General features: G+C 70.1%; 19 protein-coding genes. 14 read left to right on the forward strand and 5 right to left on the reverse strand.

Annotated elements, in window-relative coordinates; translation table 11 throughout:
• Both ASD21_RS11925 and folP read left to right on the forward strand, forming a co-directional pair.
• Entirely contained in the window at positions 1-477 is a 477-nt protein-coding gene (locus ASD21_RS11925) for a YbjN domain-containing protein (RefSeq protein WP_056440968.1), read from the forward strand.
• A 159-nt stretch (positions 478-636) separates the two neighbouring features.
• On the forward strand, positions 637-1,503 hold the full coding sequence (gene folP, locus ASD21_RS11930) for a dihydropteroate synthase (protein WP_056440971.1): 867 nt from the start codon (positions 637-639) through the stop codon (positions 1,501-1,503).
• Here the strand turns inward: folP and ASD21_RS11935 are convergent.
• Both ASD21_RS11935 and ASD21_RS11940 read right to left on the reverse strand, forming a co-directional pair.
• Positions 1,500-1,862 carry a DUF2200 domain-containing protein gene (locus ASD21_RS11935; protein ID WP_056440974.1) on the reverse strand — a complete coding sequence of 121 codons (363 nt, stop codon included), beginning with the start codon at positions 1,860-1,862 and terminating at the stop codon, positions 1,500-1,502. The two genes, folP and ASD21_RS11935, sit on opposite strands and share 4 nt — an antisense overlap.
• 327 nt (positions 1,863-2,189) lie before the next feature.
• Entirely contained in the window at positions 2,190-2,519 is a 330-nt protein-coding gene (locus tag ASD21_RS11940; RefSeq protein ID WP_056440975.1) for a hypothetical protein, read from the reverse strand.
• Positions 2,520-2,787: 268 nt separating this feature from the next.
• Here ASD21_RS11940 and ASD21_RS11945 point away from each other — a divergent pair, with 268 nt between their 5' ends.
• The 5 genes from ASD21_RS11945 to ASD21_RS11965 all read left to right on the forward strand — a co-directional run bounded on the left by ASD21_RS11945 (position 2,788) and on the right by ASD21_RS11965 (position 7,437).
• A complete protein-coding gene (locus ASD21_RS11945; RefSeq protein ID WP_056440978.1) occupies positions 2,788-3,408 on the forward strand; it encodes a GNAT family N-acetyltransferase in 621 nt (206 codons plus the stop codon).
• Positions 3,409-3,475: 67 nt separating this feature from the next.
• Positions 3,476-4,858: a M20/M25/M40 family metallo-hydrolase gene (locus ASD21_RS11950; RefSeq protein ID WP_056440981.1), complete on the forward strand. Its 1,383-nt coding sequence runs from the start codon at positions 3,476-3,478 to the stop codon at positions 4,856-4,858.
• Between the two features lie 197 nt (positions 4,859-5,055).
• Positions 5,056-5,874: a bifunctional hydroxymethylpyrimidine kinase/phosphomethylpyrimidine kinase gene (thiD, locus tag ASD21_RS11955; protein WP_056440984.1), complete on the forward strand. Its 819-nt coding sequence runs from the start codon at positions 5,056-5,058 to the stop codon at positions 5,872-5,874.
• On the forward strand, positions 5,871-6,455 hold the full coding sequence (locus ASD21_RS11960; RefSeq protein ID WP_056440986.1) for a nucleotidyltransferase family protein: 585 nt from the start codon (positions 5,871-5,873) through the stop codon (positions 6,453-6,455). Before thiD ends, ASD21_RS11960 begins: the two co-directional genes overlap by 4 nt.
• A gap of 97 nt (positions 6,456-6,552) precedes the next feature.
• Positions 6,553-7,437 (forward strand): PhzF family phenazine biosynthesis protein, encoded by an 885-nt coding sequence (locus ASD21_RS11965; RefSeq protein ID WP_056440991.1) that lies wholly within the window; start codon positions 6,553-6,555, stop codon positions 7,435-7,437.
• A gap of 23 nt (positions 7,438-7,460) precedes the next feature.
• On the opposite strand, the gene ASD21_RS11970 is transcribed toward ASD21_RS11965, so the two are convergent.
• Complete coding sequence (locus ASD21_RS11970; protein ID WP_056440994.1) at positions 7,461-7,835, reverse strand: hypothetical protein; 375 nt, start codon at positions 7,833-7,835, stop codon at positions 7,461-7,463.
• 306 nt (positions 7,836-8,141) lie between these two features.
• Positions 8,142-10,025, reverse strand: coding sequence for an ATP-binding protein (locus ASD21_RS11975; RefSeq protein WP_056440997.1), 1,884 nt, complete (start codon positions 10,023-10,025; stop codon positions 8,142-8,144).
• Between the two features lie 171 nt (positions 10,026-10,196).
• Between ASD21_RS11975 and ASD21_RS11980 the strand changes: the two genes are divergently transcribed.
• The 5 genes from ASD21_RS11980 (at position 10,197) to ASD21_RS12000 (ending at position 14,692) form a co-directional block, all read left to right on the forward strand.
• Positions 10,197-10,532: a hypothetical protein gene (locus tag ASD21_RS11980; RefSeq protein WP_056441000.1), complete on the forward strand. Its 336-nt coding sequence runs from the start codon at positions 10,197-10,199 to the stop codon at positions 10,530-10,532.
• 57 nt (positions 10,533-10,589) lie between these two features.
• The gene (locus ASD21_RS11985) at positions 10,590-11,015 is read left to right on the forward strand and encodes a hypothetical protein (RefSeq protein ID WP_056441003.1); all 426 of its coding nucleotides are present in this window, start codon (positions 10,590-10,592) and stop codon (positions 11,013-11,015) included.
• 135 nt (positions 11,016-11,150) lie between these two features.
• Complete coding sequence (locus ASD21_RS11990; protein WP_056441006.1) at positions 11,151-12,323, forward strand: phosphoserine transaminase; 1,173 nt, start codon at positions 11,151-11,153, stop codon at positions 12,321-12,323.
• 136 nt (positions 12,324-12,459) lie between these two features.
• On the forward strand, positions 12,460-14,040 hold the full coding sequence (gene serA / locus ASD21_RS11995) for a phosphoglycerate dehydrogenase (protein ID WP_056441011.1): 1,581 nt from the start codon (positions 12,460-12,462) through the stop codon (positions 14,038-14,040).
• 286 nt (positions 14,041-14,326) lie between these two features.
• A complete protein-coding gene (locus ASD21_RS12000; RefSeq protein WP_056441014.1) occupies positions 14,327-14,692 on the forward strand; it encodes a VanZ family protein in 366 nt (121 codons plus the stop codon).
• A gap of 152 nt (positions 14,693-14,844) precedes the next feature.
• Here ASD21_RS12000 and ASD21_RS12005 read toward each other — a convergent pair whose 3' ends face one another.
• A complete protein-coding gene (locus tag ASD21_RS12005; RefSeq protein WP_056441017.1) occupies positions 14,845-15,606 on the reverse strand; it encodes a crotonase/enoyl-CoA hydratase family protein in 762 nt (253 codons plus the stop codon).
• A 99-nt stretch (positions 15,607-15,705) separates the two neighbouring features.
• Here ASD21_RS12005 and ASD21_RS12010 point away from each other — a divergent pair, with 99 nt between their 5' ends.
• Together ASD21_RS12010 and ASD21_RS12015 are read left to right on the forward strand one after the other, a co-directional pair.
• Entirely contained in the window at positions 15,706-16,497 is a 792-nt protein-coding gene (locus ASD21_RS12010; RefSeq protein ID WP_056441020.1) for an ImuA family protein, read from the forward strand.
• A gap of 172 nt (positions 16,498-16,669) precedes the next feature.
• On the forward strand, positions 16,670-18,097 hold the full coding sequence (locus ASD21_RS12015; RefSeq protein ID WP_156398367.1) for a Y-family DNA polymerase: 1,428 nt from the start codon (positions 16,670-16,672) through the stop codon (positions 18,095-18,097).
• Positions 18,098-18,179: the final 82 nt, after the last annotated feature.

The raw sequence follows: 18,179 nt of genomic DNA on the forward strand, positions 1-18,179 counted from the left end.
ATGAAGACGGTGATGATCGCCCTGGCGGCCGCCATGGCGCTTTCGACCGGCGCCGGCGCGGCCCAGGCCCAGAGCATCGACAAGGACGGCATGACCGGTCCCGAAGTGTCGGCGTGGCTGCAGAAGGGCGGCTACAAGGCCGAGCTGACCAAGGACGGCAGCGGCGATCCGATGATCAACAGCGCCGCCGAGGGCCAGACCTTCAAGATCTATTTCTACGACTGCAACGACGCCAAGCGCTGCAAGGCCTTGCAGTTCTCGGCCGGCTTCGACCTGAAGACTCCGCTGGCGCTGGAGAAGGCCAACACCTGGAACCGCAAGAACCGCTATCTGAAGGTCTATCTCGACGACGACGGCGACCCCTACGTCCAGTACGACGTCAATGTGAACGCCGGCCGCACGATCTCGGGCCTGGATGACGACTTCGGCGTCTGGACGGGGATGATCGGGGATTTCACCAAGTTCATCGACTGGTAGGGCTGGAGACGCCCCCTCCGTCGGGCTTCGCCCGCCACCTCCCCCGTTTCACGGGGGAGGAGAGGCCGCCGCTTCCTCCTCGCCCGCGAAGCGGGGGAGGTGGCGCGATGCGAATACGCATCGTGACGGAGGGGGCGTCGCGGGCCTAAAACCCCAACCATGACAGCCCAGCCCGTCCGCCCCCGCGTCATGGGGATCGTCAACGTCACGCCCGACAGCTTCTCTGACGGCGGGCGGTTCTTCGATCCCGCCGCGGCCCTGGACCAGGCGCGGCGGCTGATCGACGAGGGGGCCGACATCCTCGACATCGGCGGCGAAAGCACCCGGCCCGGCGCGACGCCCGTGCCGGCGGCCGAGGAGATCGCCCGGGTCGTGCCGCTGATCGCGGCGATCCGCGCCGTCAGCGACGTGGCGATCTCGATCGACACCATGAAGCCCGCCGTGGCCCGCGCCGCCGTCGCCGCCGGGGCGACGATCTGGAACGACGTCGCCGCCTTGCGCTTCGCCCCGAGGACTTCGGAGATGGGCACTTCGGAAATGGGCGCCCCCGAGGTCGCCGCCGAGCTGGGCTGCGAGGTGATCCTCATGCACATGCTGGGCGAGCCCGGCACGATGCAGGACGATCCGCGCTACGACGACGTGGTCGCCGAGGTCGAGGCCTTCCTGCTGGCCCGGGCCCTCACGGCCATGGCCGCCGGGGTCGAGCGCGAGAAGATCTGGCTGGACCCGGGCATCGGCTTCGGCAAGACCCCCGCCCACAACCTGGCCCTGCTAGCCGCCCTGCCGCGCTTCGTGGCTCTGGGCTATCCGGTGCTGCTGGGCGCGAGCCGCAAGCGGTTCATCGCGACGCTGGACCCGTTGGGGGCCGAGCCGACGGCGCGTCTGGGCGGCTCCCTGGCCGCTCATCTGCACGGCGCGGCGGCGGGCGTGGCGGCGGTGCGGGCGCACGACGTGCGCGAGACGGTCCAGGCCTTGGCGGTGTGGGGCGCGATCGGGGGCGCCGCCCAAGGTCGCCCGCGGCCCTAGGCGGGCGCCTGGCGTCGCAGGATCTTGTCCATCGCCTTGCCCTTGGCGAGTTCGTCGACGAGCTTGTCCAGGTAGCGGATCTCCCGCATCAACGGCTCGGCCACCTCCTCGACGCGAACGCCGCAGACCAGACCCTTGATCTCGGTCCGCGCGGGATTCAGTTCGGACGCCTCGGCGAAGAAGGTCTCGAAGTCCGATTTCTTCGCCAGATGGGCGTCGAATTCCGCCCGACTGAAGCCGGTCAGCCAGAGGATGATCTCATCGACCTCGGCCCTCGTGCGCCCCTTCCGCTCCGCCTTGGCGACATAGAGCGGATAGACGCTGGCGAAGCTGGTCGTGTAGAGGCGGTGCTTGGTCATCACGATCTGGTCCGCTGGACGAAAGCCCGCATCCGGCCCCGGATGGAGCCGCGCTTTAGAGCCTCGGCGGATGGGAGCTCCGGGGTCAGACCGAGTCAAGGCGCGGCCTCTGGCGGCCTGGCGGAGAACGTCACGGGCGTTGCCGTAAAGGGCGCTTCCCTCCCCCTTGCGGGGAGGGTGGCGGCGAAGCCGACGGGTGGGGAGCGGTGCAGGGTGGTGGAGGTCGACTGGACCGCGGACTCAGCGGCCCCCCACCCGACCCTGGCGCTGCCAGGGCCACCCTCCCCGCAAAGGGGGAGGGAAGGGCCGCTGCGAAGTCTTGCTCCCTCACAACCGCCCGCGCCGTCCGCCCTTGAGCTTTTCGAACGCCCGGCGGGCCTGTTCGGCTTGAGCGGCGACGGGGGCGAGGGCGGGGGCGAGGTCGGCGAACGCCGGCGCCGCGGCGGCCATGGCCGGCGCCGCCCGCGCCATCGGCAAGATCAGCGCCACCTTCCGCGCGACGGCGGCCAGCTCGCCGCAGGCCTTGGCCTTGTCGCGGGCCCGGCGGATCTCGGCGGGGTCGTCGCTGTGTTCGAGGATCGCCCAGGCCGCGTCGAGGGCGGCCATGAGCTTGGCTTGCAGGGCCTGGCACCAGGCGGGGATGTTGGTTTGGGTCATGCCCTGAGTGTGCGGCCGTCCTGGAGGGTGGGGATCGGAAACGTGCGTTTTTGTGTAAGAGGTTGGATTCACGTGGGTTTATGTCGAGGTGTGCGGGGATAGACGCCTTCGCGCCCACCTCCCCACCGTCATCCCGGGCACAAGATCCGGGATGACGAAGCGAAAAGAACAAGAGGGTCACCCCTGTGGATAACTTTCACGACCCATCCCGGCCTGGCCATGCGCCGCGCCCATGCTAGCCTTCCCAAAAAGAGGGGGAGGCTCGTTGATGCTTCGGATCGAACCGGCCGAGGGGCTGCGCCAGGCGGCGCGTGACGACTGGCGGACGCTGGGGGCGATCACCGCCGAGGCCTTCGCCGAGGACCCGGTCGCCACCTGGACCTTCGACGGCAAGCCGTGCCTGAGGCCGGTCTTCCAGCGCCTGGCGCGCGACGTCTACCTGCCGCGCGGCGTCTGCCATCTGGCGGACGGCGCCGATGGGAGCGAAGTCGGCGCGACCATGTGGCTGCCGCCGGGACTCAGCAAGGAGCTGCCGCCCCTGTCGCTGCTGGGCGCGGCCGCCCGGCTGCTGGTCGACGGCGGCCCCCGGGCCATGGGCCGCGCCCTGGCCGTCGACGCCGAGATGACGCGGCGCAAGCCCAAGGCGCCGCACGTCTATCTGTTCTCCATCGGCGTGATGGCCGCCGCGCGCGGCAAGGGCCTGGGCCGGCGGCTGCTGGCTCCGGTCCTGGCGGCCTGCGACGCGGCGGGCCTGCCAGCCTATCTGGAGAACAGCAATCCGCTCAACACCCCGCTGTACCAGGGGGCGGGCTTTCGCACGCTGGAGGTCTTCGCGCCCGCGCCCGGCGCCCCGCCGCTGGCGGCCATGTGGCGCGAACCGCGCGGCTGATCCCCCATCCGGCCCTTGCGTCCGGCGGCGGAACCGCCAAGCTGCCTCGTCTGTCCGGGGAGACTCCATGCGTTCCGTTCTCGTCCTCGCCGCCGCCCTGGCCCTGGCCGGTCCCGCCGTGGCCGCGCCGGCCGCCGCCCCAAGCCCCGCCCCAAGCCCCGCCAAGCCGCAGCCCGTCCTGAAGACCATCGCCGCCGACGTCGATCCCAAGGCGCTGGAGGCGACGATCCGCGCGCTGGTCGGCTTCGGCACCCGCCACACCCTGTCGGACACCAGGTCCGACACCCGGGGCATCGGGGCGGCGCGGCGCTGGACGGCGACGCGGTTCGCGGCGATTTCCAAGGACTGCGGCGGCTGCATCACGGTGGAGATGCCGACCAAGACCTTCACCGGCAAACGCGCCCCCAACGGCGTCGAGATCGTCGACGTCCTGGGGATCCAGCGCGGGACCACCGACCGCGATCGGGTGGTGATCATCGCCGGCCACATCGACAGCCGGGTCAACGACGTGATGGACGCCGTAACCGACGCGCCCGGCGCCAATGACGACGCCTCGGGCGTGGCCGCGGTGCTGGAGGCGGCGCGGGTGCTGTCCAAGCACAGGTTCCCCGCCACCATCGTCTACGCGGTGCTGTCGGGCGAGGAGCAGGGCCTCTACGGCGGCCAGCTGCTGGCCGAAACCGCCAAGGCCGAGGGCTGGAAGGTCGAGGCCGACCTGAACAACGACATCGTCGGCAATGTCCACGGGATCGGCGGGGCGGTCGACCGCGCCCACGTGCGGGTGTTCTCAGAGGGCACCAAGGCGGTCGAGACCCCGGAACAGGCCGACGCCCGGCGCTACAACGGCGGCGAGGTCGACAGCCCGTCGCGCAACCTGGCCCGGTTCATGGACGGCCTGGCCGAACGCTATGTGCGGGACCTCGACGTCGTGATGGTCTATCGCACCGACCGCTTCGGCCGGGGCGGCGACCAGGTCCCGATCCTGGAGGCCGGCTATCCGGCGGTGCGGGTCACCGAGGCGGCCGAGCACTATGACCGCCAGCACCAGACCGTGCGCGTCGAGAACGGCCGGGCCTATGGCGACGTGGTCGAGGGCGTCGACTTCCCCTACCTGGCCCAGGTGACGCGCCTGAACGCCGTGACCCTGGCCGCCCTGGCCTCGGCCCCGGCCCCGCCGTCGGGCGTCAAGATCGAGGGCGCGGTCAGCGCCGACACCAAGGTCTCGTGGGCGCCGGCGGCGGGCGCGGCCGGCTACCGCGTCTGGTGGCGCGGCACGACCGAGCCGACCTGGAGCCACGCGCGGTCGGTCGGGGCCGAGACCTCGACGGTGCTGACCAATGTGGTGATCGACGACTGGTTCTTCGGCGTGTCGTCGGTCAGCGCCGACGGCTGGGAGAGCCCGGTGGTGTTTCCTGGGGCGGCGGGGAGTTTCGAGAGCGGGGCGAAGTAGGGACGTGGGATCACACCCACTTGCCCCCACCTGACCGCTTCACGGTCTGTCCGCCCCATAGGGGGCGGACAGACCGCGGCTCCTCTTCCCCCTATGGGGGAAGACGGTCGCGAAGCGACCCGTAGGGGGCAAGTGAGTGAGCCACTTGCCTAAAACCGCCTACCCCGCACCCCCCACTTCCCGCTAGAACCACCCTCATGACTCAAACACACCAGGGCCGGGTGCTCGTTCTCGCCGGATCGGATTCCGGCGGCGGGGCGGGGATCCAGGCCGACATCAAGACCATCACCGCCCTGGGCGGCTACGCGGCCACGGCGATCACCGCGATCACCGTGCAGAACACCCTGGGCGTGACCGGCGTCCACCCGATCCCGCTGGACGTCATCGAGGCCCAGGCTCGCGCCGTGCTCGACGACATCGGGGCCGACGCCTTCAAGACCGGCATGCTGGGCGACGCCGCCACGGTCGAGGTCGTGGCCCGGGTGCTGGACAGCGCCAAGGAGGTTCCGGCCGTCATCGACCCGGTGATGGTCGCCAAGGGCGGGGCTTCGCTGCTGACCGACCAGGCGGTGGGGGCGCTGAAGAGCCTGCTGATCCCCCGCGCCGCCCTGCTGACCCCCAACGCTCCCGAGGCCGCCGCCTTGACGGGCCTGAGCGTCGAGACCACCGACGACCTGCGCCGGGCCGGCGAGGCCCTGCTGGAACTGGGCGCCCACGCGGTGCTGATGAAGGGCGGGCACGTGCCAAAAAGCGAAAGAGGGGCCGAGCGCGTGGTGGATCTGCTGATCACCCGCCTGGGCGAGACCGCGTTCGAGGGCGAGCGGATCGAGACCCGCCACACCCACGGCACCGGCTGCACGCTGGCCAGCGCCTGCGCCACGGGCCTGGCCCAGGGCATGAGCCTGACCGAGTCGGTCGCCCGGGCCTGGAACTATGTCCACGAGGCCATGCTGCGCGCGCCGGGGTTCGGCGCGGGTCACGGACCGCTGGACCATGCCTGGATGACCCGCAAATGAACGCTCTGGACTCCCGCCTTGTGGACATCATCCGCGGCGTGCCGACCACGATGCAGGTGCTGCGGACGGTCCGCGACCTCGAGCTGCCCGACGGGATGATCTTCTCGGGCGCGGTCTACCAGCCGGTCTGGAACCACCTGACCGGCCGGGCACCCGACTACGGGATCAAGGACTACGACGTGGCCTATCACGACGATTCCGACATCTCGTACGAGGCCGAGGACGTGGTGATCCGGCGCGTGGCGGCCCAGTTCGACGAGCCGCTGAAGAGTCTGGTCGAGGTGCGCAACCAGGCCCGCGTGCACCTGTGGTTCGAGAAGAAGTTCGGAGCCGACGAGCCCTATCCGCCGCTGCTGACCAGCGCCGACGCCTTGAAGCGCTTCGTGGCCACGGCCTTCTGCGTGGGCGTGCGGATGGAAGCCGACGACAGCCTGTCGGTGTTCGCGCCGTTCGGGCTGGAGGACCTGTTCGCGATGCGCCTGCGGCCCAATCCCCTGAGGGTGAAGGGCGCGGGCGGCTGGGAGCGCACGACCGGCTCGGCGCAGGCGCGGTGGCCGGAGATCACGGTGGAGGGGCAATAGGGTCCGGAAAACATTGTCATCCGAGACAATGTTGCCTTTGATCCTGTGACGCCTTGGCCCTAGGACCGCGGGAGCCGCCGTTTTCCGGAGTCTCGCCATGCGCCAGTGGACCATCGACGCCTTCGCTTCGGGCCCGTTCAAGGGCAATCCGGCCTGCGTGGTCGAGCCGTTCGACGCCCAAGACGGTAAAGGATGGCCGGACACGGCCTGGATGCAGGCTCTGGCGGCCGAGAACAATCAGGCCGAAACCGCCTTCCTGCTGAAGACCGCCGATCCGGCGCGCTTTGGCCTGCGCTGGTTCACGCCGACCGTCGAGGCGCCGATCTGCGGCCACGCCACCCTGGCCAGCGCCCACGCCCTGTTCGAGGAGCTGGGCGTCGACGCGCCGCTGCTGACCTTCGACACCCTCGCGGGTGACCTGACGGTGCGCCGGGCGGACGGGGTGTTCGGCGGGCCGGGGCTGGAGATGGACTTCCCGGCCGACCCGCCGCGCCGGGTCGAGGCCGGGCCGGACCTGGCCAGGGCCCTGGGCGTGACGCCGCTGGAGGTCTGGGCGGGCCAGTATCTGCTGGCCGTGGTCGCCGACCAGGCGACGGTGCGGGGGCTGTCGCCGGACCTGGCGTTGCTGAACACCATCGGGGCGGACCTGGCCAAGGGCGGGGCGGGGCAGGTGATCGTCGCCGCCTTGGCCGATCCTGGGGCCGATCCTGGGGCCGATCCGGGCCGGGACTACGCCGTGGTCAGCCGGTTCTTCGCGCCGGGCTGCGGCATTCCCGAAGACCCGGCCACGGGGTCGGCCCACTGCATTCTCATGCCGTTCTTCGGCGATCGGCTGGGCGCGGCGACCCTGCGGTTCCATCAGGCCTATCCCGGCCGGGGCGGGGACCTGGAGTGCGAAAACCGCGGCGCGCGCGTTCTTCTGCGCGGCCGCGGCTTCACCATGGTCGAGAGCCGGTTGAGGGTGGAGCCGGCGCTCGGCTAGGCCTCTCTCGAGGCGTCCGGGTCTTAGTAGCGACGGCCGTAGCCGTAGTCGCGGTCGTGGCGCTCGTAGCGGATCTGGGCGCTGATGCGGTCGTAGCGGCGATCCAGGTCGGCGCGTTCCCAGCCGCTCAGGCCGCCGCGACGATAGCGGGCTTCCAGGCGGGCGGTTTCACGCAGGTCGCCCTTCAGGCGCCAGGCTTCGCCACGGGTCAGGCCGCCGCTGCGGATGCCCACGTCGATACGTTGGTCGAGGCGGGCGACGCGGTCGCCGCCGACATCCTGGTAGCCGCGGTCATAGCCGCGATCATGGCCATAGCCATAGGCTTGGGCCGAGGCGACGGCGGGGACGACGGCGGCGACGGCCGAGGCCGCGGCGATCGAAAGCAGGATCTTTTTCATCGGTACGGTTCCTCTCGAAATGTTTTCCGACGCCCGACGGGACGACGTTGACCTCAAGAGACCACACCCAGGCTGAAGCGGTTCTGAGCCGCTCGTTATGTTGTGTTCAGGTAGGTGAACTGGGCTGTTGGGCCATTTTCCGCCCGTCATCCTCGGACTTGTTCCGAGGACCCCTCTATCCGCCGAGCAGCCGTCGCCGGTTGGTCCGCGAACTCAACGCTCCACGGATCATCCTTCTTCGCGGCTGAAGCAGGGGTCCTCGGAACAAGTCCGAGGATGACGGTTGAAAGGAGAGCGATGCGGCCCCTAAGCCGCCGCGACCTTCGAGCTGTCGCGCCGGGCGGCGGCCACGGCGGTCTCGATCGCGTCGTAGAGCTTGGTGACCTCGATCGGCTTGGCGACGTGGCCGTCCATGCCGGCGGCCAAGTAGCCTTCGACCTGGTGGACCAGGGCGTTGGCGGTGACCGCCACGATCGGGATGCGCTTGCGGTTCTCGCTGATCTCGAGCGAGCGGATGGTGCGGGCGGCCTCGACGCCGTCCATCACCGGCATGTGGATGTCCATCAGCACGATGTCGTGGCCGCCGCGCTTCCAGGCCTCGACGCAGGCCGCGCCGTCGGCCACCAGCTCGACCTCGGCGCCCAGCGGGGCCAGGACGGCGGCGATGACCTTCTGGTTGGTCGGATTGTCGTCGGCGGCCAGCACGCGCAGGCGGCGCTCGGATTCGATCGGCGGCGGGGCGGCCTGGACCGGCGCGGGGGCGGGGGCCTCGCCGCGGGGCATGGCCACCACGACGGTGAAGGTCGAGCCCTGGCCCGCGCGGCTCTGCACATGGACGCCGCCGCCCATCAGGGTGGCCAGCTCGTTGCAGATCGACAGGCCCAGGCCCGAGCCGCCGAACCGGCGGGTGGTCGAGCTGTCGGCCTGGACGAACTTGTCGAACAGGCGCGGCAAGGTTTCGGCGTCGATGCCGATGCCGGTGTCGACGACGTCGACGCGCAGGCCGCTGCCGTCGTCGGCCGAGGCGAAGCGCACCGAGACGCTGCCCTCCAGCGTGAACTTCAGGGCGTTGGAGACCAGGTTGCCCAGGATCTGGCGCAGACGGTCGGCGTCGCCGCGCCACGAACCCAGCGCTTCCGGCGCGACGAAGACCCCGAACTCCAGGTTCTTGGCCCGCGCCTGGGTGGCGTAGGATTCCCGGATCGACAGGGCCAGGCTGGCCAGGTCGAAGTCGCGCTCCATCAGGTCCAGCCGGCCGGCCTCGATCTTCGACAGGTCGAGCACGTCGTTGAGCACCGACAGCAGCAGGCCGCCCGACTCGCGGATCACCGACAGGCGCTCGCGCTGGGCGGCGGAGAGCTCGCCCATGGCCATCACCTCGGTCATAGCCAGCACGCCGTTCAGCGGGGTGCGGATCTCGTGGCTCATATTGGCCAGGAAGTGCGATTTCAGGACGTTGGCGGCGTTGGCGTCGTCGCGCGCCTTGACCAGTTCGGCCATCGCCCCGCGCAGGTCGTGATCGTTGACCTCCAGCCGCGCGACCAGGTGGTTGAAGCTGTCGGTCAGGCTCTGGAAGACGTCGTCGTCGGCCGCCTGCTCCACCGGCTTGAAGCGGCCGTCGGCGGCGACCTCGCGCATGGCGTTTGACAGGCGCTCCATCGGCTTGGTCATGCGGCGGGCCAGGCCGTTGGCCAGAAGGATCGCCAGGCCGGCCGAGCCGAAGAACAGGGTGCCGGTCAGGGCCAGGTCGCGGGCCATGATGTCGCCCAGGCTGGGGCGGCGGGCCGACAGGGACAGCGAGCCGACCCGCCGGTTGCCCAGCTTGATCGGGCGAACCAGGGTGTCGACCTCGGCGTCCTTGGCCGCGCCGACCTGGGCGACCACCTGGCCGTTCATGTCGGTCAGCCGCACGGACACGACGTTGGGCGCCTTGGCCACGGCCTCGAGGGCGCGATAGGCGCCGACCGTATTGTGATCGGCCATCGGCGCGGCGGCGCCGGCCGCCACCATCTGGGCCAGGATCTCGTGGTTGGCCTGGGATTCCTGGCGGGCGACGCTCCACTGCTGGAGCATGAAGCACAGACACGCGGCCAGCAGCGCGGCCACGGTGGTGGTCAGCGCGACAGCCGAGATTCGCGCTTGCAAGGGCGCGTGCGTCGCGGCTCCGGAGCTGCGGCTGTCGTCGATCATTTCCCGTCCCAGGAGAATCCTAGAGGTCCATCTTCCCGCAATCTTACTAACGCTTCGCTTCCAAGATACCGCCTTGCGACCGCAAAACAACGCTAACGCGTGTTTCTCATTGCGCCCGTCTTAACTTTTCGTTTACCTCTTCCCTTAGTCTTTCATTAAGGAGATGGGGCGTTGGAAAAGATTTTCGTTGTCAAACGTGTGGCCGCGAAGCTGCATGGAACGGAAGCGGCGATCGACGCCGCGATGGTGCAGGCCGCTGAAATGATGGCGGATTTGGTTCAGGCTCGTAAGGATCTGGGCCTGGCCGCGACCGTCGGCGCGACCACGACCGCCAAGGTCATGTCCGCCCTGGCCGCCCTGTCCGAAGCCCGCACCGCGATGGTCGATGCTCACGCCGAACTGGATCAAACCCGTCTGCGCCTTGGCGTCCGCACCAAGATGATGGGCTGGGACAAGATGGAAGGCTCGGCCCAGGTCGCCGACGAGCGCGTCGCCGAAGCCAGCTAAGCAATATTGCAAGAGTTTAATCCCTAGGGTCTCTAATTCGCGCTAGAGACTCTAGGGATGCATATTCAGCTCGTCGCAATTTTGGGATGGACGGCCACCTTAGCGGTGTGCGGTTTGGCCTGGATTCGCGGCGGCCCGGCCGAGCGGTGGGGTTCGCTCATCGTGTTGGCCGGATCGATCGTCTATTCCTTGATCCAACTGTTCCTGCCGCCCGCCTCTCAGTCGGTCGTCAATCTGTTGTGCGAAGGAATCTACGGTTTCGCCTTCTTGACGTTGGCCCTGCGTTACACCAGCCCCTGGCTGGGCGGCGCGATGTTGCTGCAAGCGATCCAGTTCAGCCTGCACGCCTACTATATCGTCGGCGAACGTCCGCACGACACCACCTACGGCATGGTCAACAATCTGAACTCCATCGGCGTGCTGATCTGCATCCTGCTGGGCATCGTGTCGTCCTGGCGCCGCCGAACCCGCGCCGCAAAATAATTTCCCGGGTCGGACGATTTGTCCGCCGCGCGGCAAAATCTCTCCTTGCCTTCGCCGCCGAAACGAGGTTTCTCGCCGGCGGGCCACATCCCCCCAACGGGATGCAGTCCATCTGTAAGGATGGGAGACATCGATATGACGACCCTCGCCAAGCCGGCGATCCGCCCGGCTCGCCCCGAGTTCTCTTCCGGCCCCTGCGCCAAGCGCCCAGGCTGGACCCCCGAAAATCTCAGAAACGCCGTGCTCGGCCGGTCGCACCGCTCGAAGCTGGGCAAGGGCCGCCTGAAGGCCGCCATCGACCAGACGCGCGAAGTGCTGGAAGTCCCCGCCGACTTCCTGATCGGCATCGTCGCCGGTTCGGACACCGGCGCCGTCGAGATGGCGATGTGGTCGATGCTGGGCGCCAGGCCCGTGCAGCTGCTGGCCTTCGAGTCCTTCGGCAAGGACTGGGTCACCGACGTCACCAAGCAACTGAAGCTGCCCGACGTCGAGGTGCTCGACGCGCCCTACGGCCAGCTGCCCGACACCTCCAAGGTCGATCCGGCCAAGGACCTGGTCTTCACCTGGAACGGCACCACCTCGGGCGTCCGCGTCCCGAACGCCGACTTCATCTCGGCCGACCGTGAAGGCGTCGTCATCTGCGACGCCACCAGCGCCGCCTTCGCCCAGGAGCTGGACTGGACCAAGCTGGATGTCGTGACCTTCTCCTGGCAGAAGGCCCTGGGCGGCGAAGGCGCGCACGGCGTGCTGATCCTGTCGCCCCGCGCCGTGGCCCGCCTGGAGAGCTACACCCCCGCCTGGCCGATGCCGAAGCTGTTCCGCATGACCAAGGGCGGCAAGCTCGCCGCCGACATCTTCGAAGGCGCGACCATCAACACGCCCTCGATGCTCTGTGTCGAGGATGCGCTGGACGCCCTGAAGTGGGCCGCCTCGATCGGCGGCCTGGAAGCCATGCAGGCCCGCGCCGACCAGAACCTGGCGGTCATCGCCGACTGGGTCGCGCGCACCCCGTGGGTCGAGTTCCTGGCGGCCACGCCGGAGATCCGCTCCAACACCTCGGTGTGCCTGAAGGTCGTCGATCCCAAGATCGCCGCCCTGCCGGAAGACGCCCAGGCCGACTTCGCCAAGAAGCTGGCCGGCCTGCTCGAGAAGGAGGGCGCGGCCCTCGACATCGGCGGCTATCGCGACGCCCCGGCCGGCCTGCGCATCTGGTGCGGCGCCACCGTCGAGGCCTCGGATCTCGAGGCCCTGACGCCGTGGCTGGACTGGGCGTTCGCCTCGGTCTCGGCCGAACTGGCCGCCGCTTAAAGCTCGCAATGCGCCCTCCCTCCCCCTTGATGGGGGAGGGGCAGGGGTGGGGGTGAACCCCGCCACCTCAGCACGCACCCCCATCCCAACCCTTCCCCCATCAAGGGGGAAGGGCTCGAAATCGGAGAACACCTCCATGACCGCTCCCCGCGTCCTCATCGCTGACAAGCTCAGCCCCGCCGCCGTCGACATCTTCAAAAACCGCGGCGTCGACTTCGACATCAAGACCGGCCTGACCAAGGACGAGCTGATCGCCGTGATCGGCGACTATGACGGCATCGCCATCCGCTCGGGCGCCAAGCTCGACAAGGACGTGATCGCCGCCGCCAACCGGCTGAAGGTCATCGCCCGGGCCGGCATCGGCGTCGACAATGTCGACATCCCGGCCGCCACCGCCAAGGGCGTGGTGGTGATGAACACCCCGTTCGGCAACTCGATCACCACGGCCGAGCACGCCATCGCCATGATGTTCGCCCTGGCCCGCCAGCTGCCGGCGGCCGACGCCAGCACCCAGGCCGGCAAGTGGGAGAAGAACCGCTTCATGGGCGTGGAGCTGTACGCCAAGACCCTGGGCCTGATCGGGGCCGGCAACATCGGCGGCATCGTCGCCGACCGGGCGCTGGGCCTGAAGATGAAGGTCGTGGCCTACGACCCCTTCCTGAGCCCTGAGCGCGCCATCGAGATGGGCGTGGAGAAGGTCGAGCTGGAGGACCTGCTGGCCCGCGCCGACGTCATCACCCTGCACACCCCGCTGACCGACAAGACCCGCAACATCCTGTCGGCCGAGAACCTGGCCAAGACCAAGAAGGGCGTGCTGATCGTCAACTGCGCCCGCGGCGGCCTGGTCGACGAGGCGGCCCTGCGCAAGCTGCTGGACGACGGCCACGTGGGCGGCGCGGCCTTCGACGTGTTCGTCACCGAGCCGGCCAAGGAAAACCCGCTGTTCGGTTCGGACAAGGTCGTGGCCACCCCGCACCTGGGCGCCAGCACCAACGAGGCCCAGGAGAACGTCGCCCTGCAGGTCGCCGAGCAGATGAGCGACTACCTGCTGACCGGCGCGGTCACCAACGCCCTGAACAGCCCGTCGATCACCGCGGAAGAAGCCCCCAAGCTGAAGCCGTTCGTGGCCCTGGCCGAGAAGATCGGCGCCCTGGCCGGCCAGATGGTCGACTTCGGCATCTCCGCCATCGACATCGCCTTCGAGGGCGAGGTCTCCAAGCTGAACGTCAAGCCGATGACCTCGGCGGCCCTGGCCGGAATCCTCAAGCCGATGCTGGCCGAGATCAACATGGTCTCCGCGCCGGCCGTGGCCAAGGAGCGCGGCATCACCGTCTCGGAGAGCCGCCAGGAGGTCAGCCCCACCTATGACAGCCTGATGCGCGTGACCATCACCACCGAGAAGGGCAAGCGCGCCTTCGCCGGCACGGTGATCGCCGGCGCGCCGCGCATCGTCGAGGTCAAGGGCATGGAGCTGGACGCGGGCTTCTCGCCGGCCATGCTCTACATCAACAACCTGGACAAGCCGGGCTTCATCGGCGCCCTGGGCATGCTGCTGGGCGAGGCGGGCGTCAACATCGCCACCTTCAACCTCGGCCGGCTTTCCGCTGACGAAGATGCGATCGCCCTGGTCGGCGTCGACCAGGCCCCGGACGACGCCCTGCTGGCCAAGATCCAGGCCCTGCCGCACGTCAAGGAAGCGCGAGCGCTGACGTTCTGACGGGCTCTCTGATCCTTCTCCCCTTGCGGGAGAAGGTGGCCCGAAGGGCCGGATGAGGGGTCTCTCAAAACCATCCGCCGCGTCCAGCCCGACCGCTGGGCGCGGCGTTTGTGTTGGTGCGACCCCTCACCCGGCATCCTTGGGACGCCACCCTCTCCCGCAAGGGGAGAGGGATCTTGGTGCAGAGTCCGTGCAGCCGACGAGGCGATGCGACGAAGACGCCGTCTCGCCATTTTCAAGCCTCGCTGGACCGGCTAGGTGCGAGGGAGCCCAGCCAGGAGCCCTGATGTCCATCCGCGCCCGCAAGATCAACCGCCTGATCTTCATCGTCTTCCTGGCCGCCTCGGCCTATGCCCTGGCCCGGGCCTTGCTGCCCGACGACGACAGCCTGGGCCTGATCCCGTGGGACAAGGCCAAGCACTTCATCGTCTTCTATGTGTTGAGCGTCCTGGCCAGCCTGGCCCTGCCGCAGAGCCGGCTGCACCGCATCGGCCTGGTGATCCTGGCGTTCGGCGGGGGGATCGAGATCCTGCAGGGCCTGGTCGGCCGCGACGCCTCGTGGTTCGACCTGTTCGCCGACGCCTGCGGCATCAGCGCCGCGTTCGGGCCGATGCTGGTCAGCCAGTGGTGGCGCAAGGCCGCGCGGTTTTAGTTCTCAAGAATCCGCTCATCCCGGCGAATGCCGGAACCCAGATCCTATAGCTGAGTGGCTGATTGGAAGGGCGATGCGCGCTTGGCGTCATCCCCACGGCCATTCCATCTGGGTCCCGGCATTCGCCGGGATGAGCGGATCATTTGGAGGGTTCAGAACTTTCCCCCGCGCCCCTCGCCGTCCTTGAACCGCGCGGCGCCGGCCCGGGCCTCGCGGCGCAGCGGCTCCAGCCCGCCGATCCCCTCGACCTTCAGCGCTTCCTCCAGCGAGACGTCCCACTGGGCGAAGGCCGAGGCGCGGTCGGCGCGCAGGCAGACCTGCGGGAAGGCGGCGATCTGGGCGGCCAGGGCCTGGGCGGCGTTCAGCGCCTCGCCCGCCGGCACGACGCGGTCGGCCAGGCCCCAGCTCAGCGCCTCGGCCGCCTCGACCGCCCGGCCGGTCAGGATCATGTCCAGCGCCCGGCCCTGGCCGACGATGCGCGGCAGCCGCACCGTGCCGCCGTCGATCAGCGGCACGCCCCAGCGCCGGCAGAACACCCCGAAGATCGCGCTTTGCGAGGCCACCCGCAGGTCGCACCACAGGGCCAGCTCCAGCCCGCCGGCCACCGCGTGGCCCTCGACGGCGGCGATCACCGGCTTGGACAGCAGACGTCGGGTCGGCCCCATCGGACCCTCGCCGACCGGGTCGTAGCGCTCGCCCTCGCCGGACGCCGCGACGGCCAGGTCGAACCCGGCGCAGAACGTCCCGCCCGCCCCGGTCAGCACGGCGACGGCGGCCTCCGGATCGGCCTCGAAGGCGTCGAACGCGGCCCGCAGTTGCAGGGCGGTGTCGGGGTTCACCGCGTTGCGCTTTTCGGGGCGGTTGATCGTGACGGTCCAGACCGGGCCGTCGGTGCTGAGTTCGACTTCGGTCATCTTGGGCCTCCGCGCGTCCTGGCGGACACCATGAGCGGCTCTGCTTGACTCTCCAAGCCGAGAAGATCAGAACAAAAGTGGAACATTGGAGTGTGGAGCATGCCCGGGGCGAAACCCGCCCTTTCGGCTTTGAGAGCCCAGATCGCCGCCCTGGAAGCGGGGACTCGGACTCCGCCTCCCGTCCTGCCGTTCGGCGACCCGCGCCTCGACGGCTGCTTCCCGGCCGGCGGCCTGCAACGCGGCGGCTGGCACGAGGTCGGCGGTTCCGGCCTGGAGGAGGAGACGGGCGCGGCCCCCGCCGCTTTCGCGGCCTTGCTCTTGCGGCCGCTGGCCGCCAAGGGCGCGGTGGTCTGGGTGATGCGGCGCGACGACCTGCACGCGCCGGGCCTGATGGGGCTGGGCTTCCCGGTCGAGCGCCTGATCCAGGTCCGGGCCCGCGACGAGGCCGAGGTGCTGTCGGTGCTGGAGGACGCCCTGGCCACGGTGGGAGTCGCCGCCGCGATCGGCGAGGCCGAGGCGCCGGACCTGAAGGCCGGACGCCGCCTGCAGCTGGCCTGCGAACGGCGGGGATCGACCGGGGTGCTGCTGCGGCGTCGGCCCTATGGCGGACCGGCCGGACCAAGGGGGAGCAACTCGCGAGAGGTCTCCGGCTCGGCCGCCCAGACCCGCTGGCGGATCGCCGCCGCCCCCAGCCAGCCGCCGCCCGGCGAGCCGGGCCTGGGCCCGCCGCGCTGGCGGGTCGAGCTCGAACGCTGCCGGGGCGGCCGTCCCGGCGCCTGGATCCTCGAACAAGCGGAGGCCGCCGATGGCCCGCATCCTTTCCGTCTGGTGTCGCAACTGGCCGATCACGACGTGGCGGCGGGCGAACCCGAACTTCGGCTCGTCGGCTGAGAATAGGCCCTCCCCCCGTGGGGGAGGCGGTCGCGAAGCGACCGGTGGGGGGAGTGATCGGAAGGTCGATCCTGCCAGTGGTCGGCGGCCTAAAACTCCCCCCTCCGTCGCCTGCGGCGACACCTCCCCCACAGGGGGAGGATCTGTGTCGGCGGTTCCCCCCGTCGCCCTCATCGCCACCGAGGGCGGGACCCGACGCCTGGCCGCCGTCGACGACGCGGCCGCCGCCCTGGGCCTGCATGTCGGCCAGAAGGCCGCCGACGCCGCGGCCCTGGTCCCCGACCTGGTCACCGCCGACCACGACCCCGAGGGCGACCGCGCGGCGCTGGAGATCCTCTGCGACTGGTGCGTGCGGTTCTCGCCGGCCGTGGCCCTGGACGGGCTGGACGGCCTGCTGCTCGACGTCGAGGGCGTCTCGCACCTGTGGGGCGGCGAGGCGGCGATGCTCGACGACCTGCTGGACCGGCTGGCGCGCTGGGGCGCCCCGGCCCGGGGGGCGATCGCCGACACCCCCGGCGCGGCCTGGGCCCTGGCCCGCTACGCGCCCGACCGCACGATCGCCCCGCCCGGCGGCCAGGCCCCGCTGCTGGCCCCGCTGCCGGTCGCCGCCCTGCGGCTGGACGAGGCGGCCCAGGCCCAGCTGCCGCGCCTGGGGCTGTTCCAGGTCAGCCAGCTGCTGGCCCTGCCGCGCGCCCAGCTGGCCAAGCGGTTCGGGCTGGGCGCGGTGATGCGCATCGACCAGGCCCTGGGCGCGGCCCGCGAGGCCCTGGCCTTCCGCCGCCCGGCCACCCCGTGGTTCGACCGCCTGGCCTTCTTCGAACCGATCAGCGCCCTGTCCGACCTGGAGCGGGTGACCGGCGACATCTGCGCCCTGCTGTGCGCCCGACTGGAGGCCGAGGGGCAGGGCGCGCGACGGTTCGAGCTGGTGTTCCACCGCCTGGACGGCAAGGATCAGCCGGTGCGGGCCGGCCTGTCGCGCCCCGGCCGCGACGCCGTCCGGATCGCCAAGCTGCTGAAACCGAAACTGGACACGGTCGACCCGGGCTTCGGGATCGAGATCGTCACCCTGTGGGCGGCCGACGTCGAGCCGCTGTCGGTCGCCCAGCGAAGCCTGGACGCCGACGGCGGGATCAGCCTGGAGGAGGGGCTGGCGCCGCTGGTCGACCGGCTGATCAACCGCCTGGGCGAGGACCGGGTGTGGCGCGCCGATCCCTATCAGAGCCACGTGCCGGAGCGGTCGGTGCGCCGCGCCGCGCCGCTGGACCCGGCGCCGGAAACGGGCTGGGACCCCGACCGTCCCCGGCCGTCCCGCCTGCTGCGCCGCCCCGAGGCAATCGAGGTGCTGGCCAAACTGCCCGACGACCCGCCGGTCCAGTTCCGCTGGCGCGGCAAGTCGCGCCGCGTGCGCCTGGCCGAGGGCCCCGAACGGATCGGCCAGGAATGGTGGCGCAAGGCCTTCGACGAGGTCGGGCCGGGCAAGGTGCGCGACTATTACCGGGTGGAGGACGAGGCGGGCGAACGGTTCTGGATCTTCCGGGCGGGGCTGTACGCGGACGGGGAGAAGGTCCCGAAGTGGTGGTTGCATGGCTTGTTTGGCTAACCAGGTCCTCCCCCCGTGGGGGAGGCGATCGCGCAGCGATCGGCGGGGGGAGTGGTCGGCCCTCTCAGCAAACTCCCCCCAC

Origin of the sequence: Caulobacter sp. Root1455, from assembly GCF_001426905.1 — a bacterium.
In the GTDB taxonomy this organism is placed as follows: Bacteria; Pseudomonadota; Alphaproteobacteria; order Caulobacterales; family Caulobacteraceae; genus Caulobacter.